This is a genomic window from Marinobacter sp. CP1, from assembly GCF_001266795.1.
Classification (GTDB): domain Bacteria; phylum Pseudomonadota; class Gammaproteobacteria; order Pseudomonadales; family Oleiphilaceae; genus Marinobacter; species Marinobacter flavimaris.
On sequence record NZ_CP011929.1, the window covers coordinates 3,434,856 to 3,447,857 of the forward strand.

15 protein-coding genes are annotated in these 13,002 nt (G+C 55.4%); 11 read left to right on the forward strand and 4 right to left on the reverse strand.

Annotation, left to right across the window (positions count from 1 at the left end; all coding sequences use genetic code 11):
* Window positions 1-104: 104 nt before the first annotated feature.
* From ACP86_RS15870 to ACP86_RS15885, 4 genes are all read left to right on the forward strand, one after another.
* Window positions 105-656, forward strand: coding sequence for a hypothetical protein (locus ACP86_RS15870; protein WP_053114732.1), 552 nt, complete (start codon window positions 105-107; stop codon window positions 654-656).
* Window positions 657-680: 24 nt separating this feature from the next.
* On the forward strand, window positions 681-1,364 hold the full coding sequence (locus ACP86_RS15875) for a hypothetical protein (RefSeq protein ID WP_053114733.1): 684 nt from the start codon (window positions 681-683) through the stop codon (window positions 1,362-1,364).
* A gap of 77 nt (window positions 1,365-1,441) precedes the next feature.
* Complete coding sequence (locus ACP86_RS15880; RefSeq protein ID WP_053114734.1) at window positions 1,442-1,768, forward strand: hypothetical protein; 327 nt, start codon at window positions 1,442-1,444, stop codon at window positions 1,766-1,768.
* 63 nt (window positions 1,769-1,831) lie between these two features.
* The gene (locus ACP86_RS15885) at window positions 1,832-2,737 is read left to right on the forward strand and encodes a homocysteine S-methyltransferase family protein (protein WP_053114735.1); all 906 of its coding nucleotides are present in this window, start codon (window positions 1,832-1,834) and stop codon (window positions 2,735-2,737) included.
* Window positions 2,738-2,838: 101 nt separating this feature from the next.
* On the opposite strand, the gene ACP86_RS15890 is transcribed toward ACP86_RS15885, so the two are convergent.
* Together ACP86_RS15890 and ACP86_RS15895 are read right to left on the reverse strand one after the other, a co-directional pair.
* Window positions 2,839-4,038: an MFS transporter gene (locus ACP86_RS15890; protein WP_053114736.1), complete on the reverse strand. Its 1,200-nt coding sequence runs from the start codon at window positions 4,036-4,038 to the stop codon at window positions 2,839-2,841.
* A 122-nt stretch (window positions 4,039-4,160) separates the two neighbouring features.
* On the reverse strand, window positions 4,161-5,009 hold the full coding sequence (locus tag ACP86_RS15895) for an MOSC domain-containing protein (protein WP_053114737.1): 849 nt from the start codon (window positions 5,007-5,009) through the stop codon (window positions 4,161-4,163).
* 265 nt (window positions 5,010-5,274) lie between these two features.
* On the opposite strand from ACP86_RS15895, the gene ACP86_RS15900 reads away from it, so the two are divergent.
* Genes ACP86_RS15900 through ACP86_RS15915 form a run of 4 tightly spaced genes read left to right on the forward strand, consistent with a single transcriptional unit; the run spans window position 5,275 to window position 8,273 of the window.
* Entirely contained in the window at window positions 5,275-5,733 is a 459-nt protein-coding gene (locus ACP86_RS15900) for a hypothetical protein (RefSeq protein ID WP_053114738.1), read from the forward strand.
* A gap of 19 nt (window positions 5,734-5,752) precedes the next feature.
* Window positions 5,753-6,139: a GFA family protein gene (locus ACP86_RS15905; RefSeq protein ID WP_053114739.1), complete on the forward strand. Its 387-nt coding sequence runs from the start codon at window positions 5,753-5,755 to the stop codon at window positions 6,137-6,139.
* Complete coding sequence (locus tag ACP86_RS15910; RefSeq protein WP_053114740.1) at window positions 6,136-7,350, forward strand: serine hydrolase domain-containing protein; 1,215 nt, start codon at window positions 6,136-6,138, stop codon at window positions 7,348-7,350. The genes ACP86_RS15905 and ACP86_RS15910 overlap by 4 nt, the downstream gene beginning before the upstream one ends.
* Window positions 7,347-8,273 (forward strand): M14 family metallocarboxypeptidase, encoded by a 927-nt coding sequence (locus ACP86_RS15915; RefSeq protein ID WP_053114741.1) that lies wholly within the window; start codon window positions 7,347-7,349, stop codon window positions 8,271-8,273. Before ACP86_RS15910 ends, ACP86_RS15915 begins: the two co-directional genes overlap by 4 nt.
* Window positions 8,274-8,295: 22 nt before the next feature.
* On the opposite strand, the gene ACP86_RS15920 is transcribed toward ACP86_RS15915, so the two are convergent.
* Complete coding sequence (locus ACP86_RS15920; protein WP_227507735.1) at window positions 8,296-9,105, reverse strand: substrate-binding periplasmic protein; 810 nt, start codon at window positions 9,103-9,105, stop codon at window positions 8,296-8,298.
* A 167-nt stretch (window positions 9,106-9,272) separates the two neighbouring features.
* On the opposite strand from ACP86_RS15920, the gene ACP86_RS15925 reads away from it, so the two are divergent.
* Window positions 9,273-9,581, forward strand: a complete 309-nt coding sequence (locus tag ACP86_RS15925) for a hypothetical protein (RefSeq protein ID WP_008170638.1) — start codon at window positions 9,273-9,275, stop codon at window positions 9,579-9,581.
* 27 nt (window positions 9,582-9,608) lie between these two features.
* Here the strand turns inward: ACP86_RS15925 and ACP86_RS15930 are convergent, their stop codons facing one another.
* Entirely contained in the window at window positions 9,609-10,700 is a 1,092-nt protein-coding gene (locus ACP86_RS15930; RefSeq protein ID WP_094182554.1) for a TauD/TfdA dioxygenase family protein, read from the reverse strand.
* Window positions 10,701-10,874: 174 nt separating this feature from the next.
* Between ACP86_RS15930 and ACP86_RS15935 the strand changes: the two genes are divergently transcribed.
* Together ACP86_RS15935 and ACP86_RS15940 are read left to right on the forward strand one after the other, a co-directional pair.
* Entirely contained in the window at window positions 10,875-11,798 is a 924-nt protein-coding gene (locus ACP86_RS15935) for an ABC transporter substrate-binding protein (RefSeq protein ID WP_053114742.1), read from the forward strand.
* A 36-nt stretch (window positions 11,799-11,834) separates the two neighbouring features.
* Window positions 11,835-12,989, forward strand: coding sequence for an ABC transporter permease (locus ACP86_RS15940; protein ID WP_053115549.1), 1,155 nt, complete (start codon window positions 11,835-11,837; stop codon window positions 12,987-12,989).
* The last annotated feature ends 13 nt before the right edge of the window (window positions 12,990-13,002 follow it).

The window sequence follows — 13,002 nt, forward strand, 5'->3', positions numbered from 1 at the left end:
CAAGTCACTGAATCGCCGTGGTACGTGATCCGTATGCCCGGTGATGTGGGAGGAGGGGCATCGTGAGGTGCCTCCCTATCCCGATTAGCAGTACAAGGAAAACTATGGATAAAATTATTGAGCAAGGTATTGTCGGAATTGTCACTGGCATATTGACCACAGTGTTGATTTTTCTCGCACGTGATTTCTGGACAACTAAAATAGTTCCTTTTCTCGAAAAAACGCGATACCAGGGAGTTATGCTGGCCGGGCAATGGTATGGAACATCTGAAAATAAAGATGAAGAGAAAGGCGATATATATTGGAATGAAGCTACGCTATTTCTCGACCAGAAGGCACATGATCTAAGCGGCTTATTTATATTTAAGTTTAAAAACAGTGAGAAAGACTTTGTTCTAGAGTTCAATGTTCGAGGTTACATCTGGGAAGGGTATGTAACTCTAAACTTTACTCCAAAAGATCGGCGAGTTACCTCATATGCCACCGCATTGCTAAAATTACACAGCGGGGGTTGTTTATTGGTTGGCGGTTGGCTCTTTCGCAACGTAAACGAAGAATACGTGAATCATACATCTTTAAGTCTGGGTAGGGAGCTGGAAAGCACGGCTAACAAGATAAGCAAGGGGGACGCCGAAAAGCTCGGCGCCTCTTCTTAAAGCGTTAGGTTAAAAAGGGAAGATATGTCTAATTGGTTTCAAGAACATCCAGTTACAACGATAGTCGGACACACAGTACTCGTTGCAACGACAACTTGGTTAGTCTCATCATTTGTCATAGATGAGAACAAGGTGAATCTTTATAGGGCTCAAGCCGAAAATGCAAACGCTCAAATTAAAAATGAAAAAGCCATTGCAGAGCAATATAAGGCAAAGGTCTCAATTTTAGAGTCTGAAATTTCTGATCTAAAGAGGGTTAATAATCGGTATCTGTCTTGGTTGAGAGAGGAGCCTGATAGCTTCCCATCCTTGGAGAAAAAAATATCTAGCCTTGAGTCACAGCTAAATGATGCCTTGGCTGAAGCTAACCATATTCCAAAGGAGAATGGTGCAAGTAATGTGAGCCCGTCCGATTTGCCGTATGAATTCAAAGGTTCATTTGAAAAGGGTGGCTCATTTGTTGACCCACGAACAACCGCGACTCTGGGCGTATCGAGCATCTCGTCGGACTACACCGCAGATGGTGTCGTCTATATTCCTGGGGAAGAATCTATACGGCTGACTAGGACAAGACCAGGGGAAACTTGGATTTTTGATAAGAATGATAAGAAATATAAACTGACGTTAGAATCTATAAATTGGCTTAATAATTCCGTTGAAGCATCGGTAATTGAAGTTGATGGTCCGGATTCGAAACCTAACAAGTAAAGCCACCGGACGCTAAATAAATGCGCCTGTGCTTTAAGCGTCATGTTACAGATTCATACTAAACGGACGTTTCCCCAATGAAGAATGAAGCGCCTATTGTCAGGCTGTTTTTTGCCAAGATGAAACCGACATTTTTCCAGCTATCTGAGGAAGAACGAAGACAGTTTATGGTCAGGGATCGGGCCAACCTTGATGCCTTGGGAATGAAGGCAATTCCTATGATCGATTGCAGCCAAAGCGATGACGAATGGGATTATATTGGTGTAGAAAGCTGGCCCTCGATGGAGGCGGTGAAGGAACGGGAAAAATATGAAAATGAGGAACTACAGATTTCCCGGTATGTTGAATATAAGGTTCATCTAGGCGTTGAGCAGTCCTTCGAGGGATATGGCCAACCCCAGTGAATATCACTAGCCCCTCAAGCCCCTGTTGGCAACGCTAATAGACGAGGCCCCCGAGAATTTCAGATGAAAGAGCTTCTAGAAAACCATCAATTTATCCTCGCTGAGGCGGCCATTATCGAAAGGCTCCGGCGTAGCGCGAAGGTAGAACTGGACCAGAGTCTGGTTCACACCCCATTGATTTACAACGATGAGGGTAGAGCGGAGCTGAAGAGCCTTTACCGGGAATATCTGCGCATTGCTGAGGCCAATAACCGGCCAATATTGCTTTGTACGCCTACCTGGCGAGCAAACAGGGAGAGAGTGCAAGCCTCGAATCAGCGACAGAGCATTAACGTTGACGCCGCAAAGTTCCTGCAAGAATCAGTTGTCGAAGAATCGAGGAAAGTGCCCGTTAAAATTGGTGGTCTGATTGGCTGTAAAAACGATTGCTATCTGCCTGAGGAAGGCTTGTCACTGAATGAAGCAAGCGAATTCCATAAATGGCAGATTGATCAGCTAGCAGACTCGGGTGTGGATTTCCTCATCGCAGTCACGTTGCCTTCAGTAGAGGAGGCCGCCGGAATTGCTCTCGCAATGGAAGCTACGGGATTACCTTACATCATAAGTTTCGTGATCGGTTCCGATGGTAACGTCCTGGATGGAACAGAGCTGCAGCAGGCAATTGAATATGTCGATGCCCAGACCATCAGTAAACCGCTTGGATATTTTGTTAACTGCTCCTACCCGTCATTTCTTGATCCGGATACGCTCTCTGAAAAATTATTTGAACGGCTGATTGGTATACAGGCAAACGCCTCCTCCCTTAGCCATGACGAGCTGGAAGGTTCAGCAGAACTGAAATCCGAATCTGTTGAAGAGTGGGGCGCGCTCATGGCGCAGTTGAACAGAGATTTCGGATTGAAAATTCTTGGTGGTTGTTGTGGTACCGATGGCAAGCACCTTGAGTATCTGACGAAGAATATCACCTGACGCCTGAGAGTGATGGGATGGCGTGAGAATGCGCCAACTGTGGTGGTAATTTCTCACTCCGTCCTATTCACCCTGCGTCACTGCTGGGTAAATATCCGGCCTTATCGCACTTCTACCCGTTCCCGCCGAATCAGCAGCACCAATGCCAGTGCCGCCATTGACCCCATAACAGCAGCGAAGCTGATCCCGGTCGTCGTCAGGCTGGTCACGGTTGCCATTATGCCCAGGCCGATCACCGGCACCGAGATCGCGATATAGGCCACAACAAAGAAGGCGGACGTTACGGCGGCCTTCTCCGTCGTCGGGCTGGCTGAGGCGATTGCACCCATGCCGGCCCGGAACGAAATACCCTGGCCCATGCCGGCAATCACGGCCCCGGTTACGAATAGGGCAAGAGACTGGGAATAGATGCCCAGTGCTATCGGAATCACGCCTAGCATCAGAGACACGCAGCCTAGGGGAAGGCGCAGCCTCAGCGGCAGGGCACCTTGCAGGAACTGGCCCAGGGTTGAGGCGATGAAAATGCTGCCGGCAACAACACCGATCAGCAACCGGTTGTCATAGCCCAGGACCTTGCCCATCATCGCCGGGGCGATGGAGGTGAAGAAGCCGCACATGGCGAAGCCGGCAAATCCAGCAATGGCGGCGGGAATGAACACGCCGCGAACTTCCGGTGGCACGCTCAGGCGCTGGATAATCAGTTTTGGGCGAGCGGGTTTGGAGACGGTCTCCGGCGCTGCCCAGATGCAGCACACGGCCAGCAGGGCCATGGCTGAGTGCACCAGAAAGGTCAGGTGCAGTGGCCAGGGAAGGTACTCTGAGAGGGCGCCGGCAAGCATTGGGCCAAGGCCAAGCCCGCCCATGTTCGCCGCCGTGGCAAAGAAGGTTGCCTTATCCCGCCAGTGGGGCGGAGCCAATTCAAGCACGGCAACCGTGGCCGTGCCGGTAAAGATCCCCGCAGACAATCCGGACAGCACCCGGCCGGTGAGTATCATTCCCTGCCCATTGGCCTGCCAGAACACCAGGTCGCTGATGATGGAACAAGCCAGGCCCGCGAACAGCATTGGCCGGCGGCCTATCTGATCGGACCAGCGCCCCGTCATTACCAGCGCGGCGATCACACCAAAGGCATAGGCGGCAAAGATGATGGTGATCATCAGATCGGAAAAGCCGAATCTGTCCTGGTAGATGGGGTAGAGCGGCGTCGGCATGGTGGTGCCGATCATGGTCACGCTGAAGGTAAAGGCCGCGCCCAGGAAGATGAGTAGCGGAAGCCAGGGGTGCTGCTTGGAGGGGGCCATGCCTGAGTTCCAATGAACGGTTGCTGAAAGGTCGATTACACTATCAGATGCGTTGGGCGGAATCGAAGCATCCTGAGATTAGAGACAATCGTTCAACCGCTCTTGTTTGGGGTTCTCCAGATTTACACGAGGTAGATTTGATCGCCTGCGTGGATAGCACCTTCGGCAAGGATATCGCCGTAAACTCCGAGGTTCTGGTCCGCATCACGCACAATACTGCGCAGTATGCTTCTATCTTCGGAAAAGCCCTGTTGTTTCCTTACAACGGCTCCACAACGTGGAGCGGCTTCACCAAGCTTGACGGCGACGTCACCAATTACCAGCGAGCGCCCGAGCCATTCCTGCTCGGCCAATCCAGATATCTCCGGCAAGGTGTCAATGATCAGGTTGGGCCGAAACCGTTCCACGTTCCAGTCGGGGCCGGGGTGGATTGATCGCATATGATTTAGGCTGGCGGTGGTGATGATGTGAAACGGGGACACAAGGAAAAAAGTCCCGAGTAACGAGACATAGGTTTGCATCTCGTCAGGCAGATCATCCAGGTTCGGCAGTGGCTCGCCCGGCTCTCTGGCGAAGGTCGCTTTCAATTCTGTCAGCCAGGAATGATCATCGCGCTTGAAACGCTGATAGAACTGCGAGTCACTTTTGGGGCGTAACGATTGCAGCTTGCTCTTATGGCCTACCAGTTGGGATATTCTGTCATTCACATCGCGATCAGAGCTTAGTTTGACCTCGCCATCCGGAAAGAGGATTTCCACGGTTGCCGCGCTATCAACGGCCTTGCAACGGCACTGCAACAACTCCGGGCGGAACTTGCAGCTCTGAATCTCCTGGCGGGCGACGTCCTGAACAGCGAGAACCCGATCTCCGAAAACCCCCATTGATCCGATATCTGCCCGTGTTAACGATTCGCCAGCCATTCCTTTTACAGGGTATCGCCATATGGACGAGACGGTCCCAATCCTGATCATCGCTTCCTCCTTATCCGCAATCAAAGTAAATCAGGGAGAAGCCATGGCCCATACGTCATTTACCCCATGCACCAAACTACTTCGAGGGGCGTGGCGTTGGGCTACCAGTCGCTAATGAGCATAGCGTTACTGGAAGAGAGCGTTGCAACCAGGAGGCAAATGTCTAAGCTGCAGCTAAGAATCAACGGTTACAAATAAGCCCTCAACGGGGCGTGAACTATGTGCCGAACTGCTGTGTTCAGCTTTAAGCACGAAAGGAGAAGGCGTGCATCAATCAGCCGCCGAGTGGATTGTGTCGCTACTGAGGGAAAGGAACATTCCCTTCCTCATTTGTGGCGGGCTCGCCGCAAGGGGATATGGCTCTCAACGCGATCTGCATGACATTGATCTCTTTGTCCCTGGGGAGCACTTTTCGTCTGTGGTCCAGGCAGGGCATCAGTTCATATCCAAAGCGGCCGCCTACCGCCAGGAAGAGGGCTGGGACCTGACCTACGTCCAGTTCAAGTACGAGGGTGTCAAAGTGGAGGTAGGTAACGCCGACGGTGCACAAATCTTTGATGCGCAAAATAGAACCTGGGTTGCGCTAAACATCGATTTTTCTCGATACGAGACCATGCACTTACTCGGCCTTGAGCTTCCCTTGATGCTGAAGAAAGACCTTATCTGGTATAAATCCGTACTCTCAAGGCCGGTAGATATCGAGGATGTCCTGGCTATTCGGTAACAACGATAGAGACACACCGATGACTGTTCATTCTGGTTCCTGCCTTTGCGGCACCGTGGCATTTGGGATTGAAGGCGATTTCGAGAGCTTTTACCTGTGCCATTGCCAGCACTGCCAAAAAGATACGGGTTCTGCTCATGCAGCAAATCTGTTTTCACAAACCGCCAAATTGACGTGGCTGGCCGGTGAGGATGCCGTGACGTCCTACACGCTTCCGGGTACTCGCCATAGCAAGAGTTTTTGTAAGCTGTGTGGTTCCGCACTGCCAGGCACTCAGCTTGAAGGGTTGCTTGTGGTTCCGGCAGGGTGTCTGGACACTGAAGTCTCCATAAAGCCAACGGCGCATATTTTCACGGCGAGCAGGGCAGCCTGGGATGAGGCGCTTGAAGAGGTACCCGTGCAATGACGGAACTCACACAGGTGGCAGGTCTGTCTACGGAACAGCTTCCAAATATTGAACGTCATCTTGACCGCTGCTATCTCCAGCCCGGGAAGTTACCTGGCGCGCTGACACTGGTCGCCCGGCGAGGGGAGATTGCCTATGTGAAAGCCCAGGGGCTGATGGACGTGGAACGCAACAAGCCGGTCCGCCGGGATACGGTGTTCCGCATCTATTCCATGACCAAGCCGATTACGTCTATCGCCATGATGCAGCTTTATGAGCAGGGGCGGTTTCTAATGGATGATCCCGTACACAAGTATATTCCTGCCTGGAGGCACCAGCGGATTTATAAAAGCGGGGTTTATCCGAACTTCCTGACCACGCCTGCATCCAGCACCATGACGATTCGTGACCTGTTCACGCATATGTCAGGCCTGACTTATGGATTTATGCAGCGCACCAACGTTGACGCTGCCTACCGCGAGCTCAAGCTGGATGGCAGCCGGAGTATGTCGCTGGAAGCCCTGGTCGATCACCTGGCCGGGCTGCCGCTGGAGTTTTCCCCGGGCACAGCCTGGAATTATTCGGTCAGCACGGATGTGCTGGGGTATCTGGTGCAGTTGCTGTCGGGCAAGCCGTTTGATGAGTATCTGCGGGAGCATATCTTTGAGCCTCTGGATATGACTGACACCGGCTTCCATGTTCGGGATGATCAGCTTGACCGCTTCGCTGCCTGCTATCAGTACAAGGCCGGAGATCAGTTCACGCTGCAGGATGACCCCGAGACCTCTCCCTTCCGGCGTAAGCCCCAGTTCATGTCCGGCGGTGGCGGGCTGGTTTCCACCATCGACGATTATTTCCACTTCGCCCAGGCCCTGTGTCAGGGTGGCGAGTTCCGGGGGCGGCGGATTATTGGTCGAAAAACTCTGGAATTCATGTGTCGTAACCATCTGCCCAACAATCAGGACCTGCCGGGCCTGTCTGTGGGTGCATTCAGCGAGACACCGTTTGCCGGGACTGGCTTTGGTCTGGGTTTTTCGGTAAAAACGGACGTCGCCAAATCCCAGACCAACGGATCGGTTGGTGAGTACGGTTGGGGTGGCCTTGCGAGCACTAACTTTTTTGTCGATCCCGTTGAGGAACTGGTGATGATTTTCATGACGCAACTGATTCCGTCGTCCACCTACCCGATCCGTCAGGAGCTGCGGGCGATCGTTAACGGAGCGCTACTATGAACACAGCTTCAACACCCTATCCAATCGGCACACCCGGCACGCCCTGGGGCGAGGCAGAGCGCGCCGAGTGGTTGTCGCGACAGACCCGTCAGCGCAGTTACGACACGGAGGTGTTGAGTGTGATTGAGCGCCTTGGCGCGCGGTTTGATCTAGAAGAATACGGCGGGCTGGATTACGGCCCGGACTATTATCCGCTGATGGCGATTCGCAGCCGCGACTGGAACAACGACCTTCCCGTGGTGCTGATCACCGGTGGCGTTCACGGTTACGAGACCAGCGGTGTTCATGGCGCGCTTGAGTTCCTCGATAAGCACGCGGCGGATTATGCGGGGCGCGTGAACCTGCTGGTTGCGCCTTGTGTCAGCCCCTGGGCATACGAGCGCATTCATCGCTGGAACCGGAACGCGATTGATCCGAACCGCTCGTTCCATGACGGCAGTCCCGCGGAAGAATCGGCCGCGCTAATGCGGCTGGTGGCGCCGGTTCGTGAGCATGTTTTGATTCATATCGACCTTCACGAAACCACCGATACCGACGAGTCGGAGTTCCGCCCGGCGCTGGCCGCCCGCGACGGCAAGCCATTCGAGCCGGCCGGCATTCCCGATGGCTTCTATGTGGTGGACGATAGCGAAAACCCGCAGCCAGATTTTCAGCAGGCACTGATCAAGGCGGTGGGGCAGGTGACGCACATTGCACCCGCCGACGAGAAAGGCGAGATTTTCGCCTCACCAGTCGTTGCCCGGGGCGTGATCCAGTATCCGCTCTCGCAGTGGGGCCTGTGCGCTGGCATGACCCGCGCTCCCTACCGGACCACCACCGAGGTTTATCCCGATAGCCCCCGTGTGACCTCCGAGCAATGCAATGCTGCGCAGGCCGCGGCGGTGTGTGCTGCCATCGACTATGGGCTTACTCACTCTCAATAGGCCAAATAAGTGGGAAAGCTGACTAGCCGGACTCGGATAGATAGGGCTGCGCCAGGGCCTCAAGCTTTTCTTCTCTGAGTTCGCCGATGGCATTCCATATGTGCTCTGCAAGCTCTGGGTGTGCCGCTTTGAATTCCCGCGAGAGCATCAGGTAGTAGGGCTTGGTTTTGAGAGGGGGATCAATCCGGACAATGCCCGGGAGCTGCCTGGCGTTCTGGCGTAACAGAAAATCGGCGGTGACCGATTGGAGCGCAACGGCATGAACGCGTCTGGCAGTCAGTAACTGCAGGCTCTGCCTGGAACTCCGAACCTTGATTACGGAAACGCCCAGGTTTTCCAGATCGTTCACGATTGAGTAGCCCAATGGGGCGCCAACTGACAGGTCCGTGTCTTCGAAAGCCTTGCCGCTCCAGCCCAGCTCTGTATCTGGCAGGGCATAGAGATTGTAGCTGATGGTGGTTAGTCGGCGGGTAGGGTCAACCTGACCGTCCCGCCAGGGGTATTCGCCAATTCGGGTGCGGGCAGCATTGTAAGAAGCATTGAAGATACCATCCACCTGGCCGGTTTCGAGCATGGCCAGGCATCGTTTCCAGGGGTATCGGCTGAACTTGATCCGCAAACCCGGTACCCGCTCTTCCAGCAGTTTGACGAGTTCCACCGCTGCGCCGGGTCTCTCCAGAACCTTCTGGGTGTCGCCCATGTAATAGGGGAACTGCGTTTTATCTTCGTAGGCAACATGCAGGACGGTTTCTGCATGGCCAATTCGGGCTGGACTCCAGAGAAGCAGAATGGATAGCGCGAGAGTGAGACCTGCATGAAGACACGCTTTCATGGGCATGCTCAAAAGAGTGAAGAGACAGGAATAGCTTAGTTTGTGGCGAGGAATTTTCAATACATCTTTCCATTGAGACCAGCAGGTCTGGCATCGGGCTGGAATGTATAAGACCATGCTATCCATACTTTCGAAAAGAGGCCATTACGGCCTGGGAGACCTGATCAATGAAGTACAAGAGTCTTGGGTTTTTGTTGGCGGTTGGCGCTTTGACGGGCTGTCAAACGTCCTCTCATGTTTCCTCCGCAGCTATGGATGGAGACGGCATTACCTGTAATGAAATCTACCAGGCATTTTCAGCCTATGAGAGTGACCGGCAATCCGCGGCGGCCTGGGCCCAGCTGGGCACCCTGATCAGCCCCAGTGCCGGGAACTACGCGGATATGGGCGTGAAAACCGCCGCGAAATACTACGATCAGATCAAGGCGGCAACGAATATCTCTCTCGCTGTGCGCGGTTGTCAGCCGGTGCAGTGACGCACGGCCGCATGCAAAACGGGTGAATCAGTTCTGCATGCGGATATCGTCTTTCCACCGGAAGCCCACGCCACCGGCCTGCCATACGCCGTCTTTGTTGAACGGGTGGGGGCCGGCCATGTTGATGTATTGGGGCAGCCCGAAATGGGGCGACAGGTTTCGCGGTGCCTTGATAGTGACCCGGTCCATGATGCGCAGTCCCTGTTGCTCTGCCGGCAGATGCGCTTCTGGCGCGGCGCGGTGGGCGACGGCCCAGTTATCGATAAATAACAGATCGCCGGTTTCGTATTCGTAGCGAATTCCGTAGCCACCCTCGAAGGAATCGTTCAGCAGATCGTTGTAATCGTTGAACAGTTCCTTCATGGCGGCCTCGTCCAGCAGGTGGAAGCTGTCCGCAGGTGCGGGCAGGGTTTTCAACTGGTCGAGCGTCAGGCCTTCTTCCGGCAGGCGCTCCAGCACGGCGCCGGTCATGCCCAGATGCAGCCAGACACTCTTGCGACCGGAAATCGGGTGGGTGTGAACCACGGGGTGGGTCACACTGGATGCGGAGTTTACCGACACCAGTCGTTCCCAGAAATCCTGTTTCTCCGGCGGGAGTGCGTCAAAGGCCGCACCCTGGTGCGCGAAGTGGGTACCACCGCCATTCTCGGGCGCACGGGCCATGTAGTAGGCGCTGTGCGAGAAGGTGGCGGCTTCGAAACTGCCGTCGTTGTGCCATTGCGGGCCAACGCCGAGAATGCCCTGGCGGCCGTCGTTGGAGCAGCGGAAAATATGCCGGTTGCGGCCGGGTGTTGCAGGATGAACACCGTGGGTGGAATGGATCTCGCGCCCGCCCCACCATTTGCAGGCTTCAATCAGTTCATCGGGGGAAAGGCCGGCCTGGTGCTTGAATACGATGAACCCGCGATTTGCCATTTCCTCTTCCAGGGCCTTGATAGCCGGCTCTGGCAGCTGGTTGCGCACGTCGGATCCGTAGATCTCAACGCCGATAGGGTCCAGTGGCTTGAGGGTTAAACCTTCCTGTTCGAGCAGTGCCACGTTATCAGGGTTCAGGGGCGCTACGGTGGAGGTGGGTTCGCGGGTCTTTTCCAGGGTCTGTGCCATAACCTTCACTACCATGCTGCTCGCTTTTTAGACAGCCTAACCCGTTGGGTTTCCGGATTTCAAATACGATGTCCGTTCCGCCCGATTTCGGAACTGGCCTCCTGCGGGCCGGTGCAGGCAAGACCAAATCCCGTTTGCCTTCGTAGATGCGGCCTCTAGACTGATAGTGGTAACCAAAAACCGAGAGGAATGGCCGTGACTCCCAAATCCCTTTTGCGCCGCACAGCGGCATTGACAGCGTTCGTGATGTCCGGATCGGTAATGGCTGCTGATCCCGTGGTGGTGTCCTCCAAGATCGACACCGAAGGCTCGGTACTGGGGCAGATGGTGTTGCAGTCCCTGGAGGGAGCCGGTATTCCCGTTGAAAACAGGCTCCAGTTGGGTGGCACCAGCATCGTCCGTAATGCGATCAAGGCCGGCGAAATCGATATCTACCCCGAGTACACCGGCAATGCTGCGTTCTTTCACGATCAGGCGGATCGGGATATCTGGAAAGACGCGGATAAGGCCTACCAGGAGGCTGCTCGCCTGGATAAAGAGGCACATAACATTGTCTGGCTGGAACCCGCCGAAGCAAACAACACCTGGGCTATGAGCGTGCGGGGCGATCTGGCGCGGGAAAATAACCTGGCCACACTCGAAGATCATGCGAATTACATCAATGAGGGCGGTGCCTTCAAGTTTGCGGCCAGCGCCGAGTTTGTGGAATCCGCCAGTGCCTTGCAGGCGTTCCAGGAGGCCTATGGCTTCAAGCTGGAATCCGACCAGCTGTTGATTCTTTCCGGTGGCAACACGGCGGCGACATTGCGCGCGGCGGCCCTGAATAACAACGACGTAAACGGTGCGATGACCTACGGCACCGATGGCGGGCTGGATGCGCTGGATCTGAAGGTAATGGAAGATACCGCAGGCGTTCAGCCGGTGTATCAGGCAGCGCCGATCGTGCGTGGCGAGGTGCTGGAAGCCTATCCGCAGATCCGGGAAGTGCTGACGCCGATCTTCGAATCGCTGGATCTCGAAACGCTGCAGCGCCTGAATGGCCAGGTGGCCGTGAACGGGGTACCGGCGGATACCGTCGCCCGGGATTACCTGGATTCCCTGGCCCAGGACTGAGGTTTGTCGATTTACAGCTCTGTTGCCTCGAACACCATGCCGAACCGTGTCCTGCCTGTGCTGGGGTGTCTTGCCCTGGCGCTGGTCTGGCTTTTGGACCTGGGCGTCATTCAACCCAACCGCATTGTTCCGGGTACCGGTCACGGCCTCATTTCGGCCGTTGGCGGGCCCTGGGCTGGCCTGGTGTCACTGGTTCTGGCTGGCTGCGTTCTGCTGTCTTTTCTGCCGTTGCGCCGGCGGTACCTGCCGCTTCTGGGCCTGGTAGGCCTCTCCCTGGCGCTGCTGCCCCTGTTGCTCGAGGTCTTTGCGGGCCGGCACCTGCCGGAAGACGCACCTTATGCGCGGTCGTCCATCGGAGCCGGTTTCTGGTGTTTGCTGTTTTTGCTGTCGCTGATGCTGATCGAAATCCTCGGGCGCCTCGGGAGCGGGCGAGGGCTGCAGCTGATGATACTGGCCGTCATCGTTGGCAGCTGGCTGTGGATCCTTCGAGGCGGTGGGCTGGAGAGTTTGTCGCTGGTTCGGGAATTCAACGCCCGCCCGGACAAGTTCGAGCAGGCCCTGTGGACTCATCTGGCACTGGCCTTTGGCGCGGTCGGCATCAGCGCCGGTCTGGCTTTTCTACTGGCCCTAAAGATGATTCGTAGTGTGGCCTGGCGCCGTCCCATCCTTGGCGCGGTCAGCTTTCTTCAGACTATTCCCAGCCTGGCGGTATTCGGGTTACTGATCGCACCGCTCAGTGCGCTGGCGGCCGCTTTTCCGGCACTGCAGGCCATGGGGATTCGTGGCATTGGCTGGGCTCCGGCCTTGCTGGCTTTGGTGGCTTACAGTCTGTTGCCCATGGTGCGCAACACCTTCGTCGCGCTTACCGAGGTGCCGGAAAGCCTCGCCGATGCCGGGCGGGGTATGGGAATGAACGAGCGACAGCTGTTCTTCAAACTCAAGTTGCCACTGGCGCTTCCCGTGATTGTGGAAGGCGTGCGCATTACCACCATCCAGGCCATTGGCCTGACCGCGGTTGCCGCGCTCATTGGCGCCGGCGGTTTTGGCAGCTTTATCTTTCAGGGCCTGGGGCAGGCGGCGATGGATCTGGTATTGCTTGGTGCGCTGCCCACCATTGCACTCGCGCTGCTGGCGGATGCTCTGCTCACCATGCTGGCGGCCAGTCTCAAGCCGACACCGGCGACGGCCTGACAGGAGAGGGATA

Excerpts from the sequence above, each read along its gene's own strand:
- ACP86_RS15920 (WP_227507735.1), bottom strand. The coding sequence starts at position 9,105 with ATGAAAGCGTGTCTTCATGCAGGTCTCACTCTCGCGCTATCCATTCTG.
- ACP86_RS15895 (WP_053114737.1), bottom strand. The coding sequence starts at position 5,009 with ATGATCAGGATTGGGACCGTCTCGTCCATATGGCGATACCCTGTAAAA.
- ACP86_RS15930 (WP_094182554.1), bottom strand. The coding sequence starts at position 10,700 with ATGGTAGTGAAGGTTATGGCACAGACCCTGGAAAAGACCCGCGAACCC.
- ACP86_RS15910 (WP_053114740.1), top strand. The coding sequence starts at position 6,136 with ATGACGGAACTCACACAGGTGGCAGGTCTGTCTACGGAACAGCTTCCA.
- ACP86_RS15915 (WP_053114741.1), top strand. The coding sequence starts at position 7,347 with ATGAACACAGCTTCAACACCCTATCCAATCGGCACACCCGGCACGCCC.
- ACP86_RS15925 (WP_008170638.1), top strand. The coding sequence starts at position 9,273 with ATGAAGTACAAGAGTCTTGGGTTTTTGTTGGCGGTTGGCGCTTTGACG.
- ACP86_RS15885 (WP_053114735.1), top strand. The coding sequence starts at position 1,832 with ATGAAAGAGCTTCTAGAAAACCATCAATTTATCCTCGCTGAGGCGGCC.
- ACP86_RS15880 (WP_053114734.1), top strand. The coding sequence starts at position 1,442 with ATGAAGAATGAAGCGCCTATTGTCAGGCTGTTTTTTGCCAAGATGAAA.
- ACP86_RS15870 (WP_053114732.1), top strand. The coding sequence starts at position 105 with ATGGATAAAATTATTGAGCAAGGTATTGTCGGAATTGTCACTGGCATA.
- ACP86_RS15875 (WP_053114733.1), top strand. The coding sequence starts at position 681 with ATGTCTAATTGGTTTCAAGAACATCCAGTTACAACGATAGTCGGACAC.
- ACP86_RS15940 (WP_053115549.1), top strand. The coding sequence starts at position 11,835 with ATGCCGAACCGTGTCCTGCCTGTGCTGGGGTGTCTTGCCCTGGCGCTG.
- ACP86_RS15935 (WP_053114742.1), top strand. The coding sequence starts at position 10,875 with ATGGCCGTGACTCCCAAATCCCTTTTGCGCCGCACAGCGGCATTGACA.
- ACP86_RS15890 (WP_053114736.1), bottom strand. The coding sequence starts at position 4,038 with ATGGCCCCCTCCAAGCAGCACCCCTGGCTTCCGCTACTCATCTTCCTG.
- ACP86_RS15905 (WP_053114739.1), top strand. The coding sequence starts at position 5,753 with ATGACTGTTCATTCTGGTTCCTGCCTTTGCGGCACCGTGGCATTTGGG.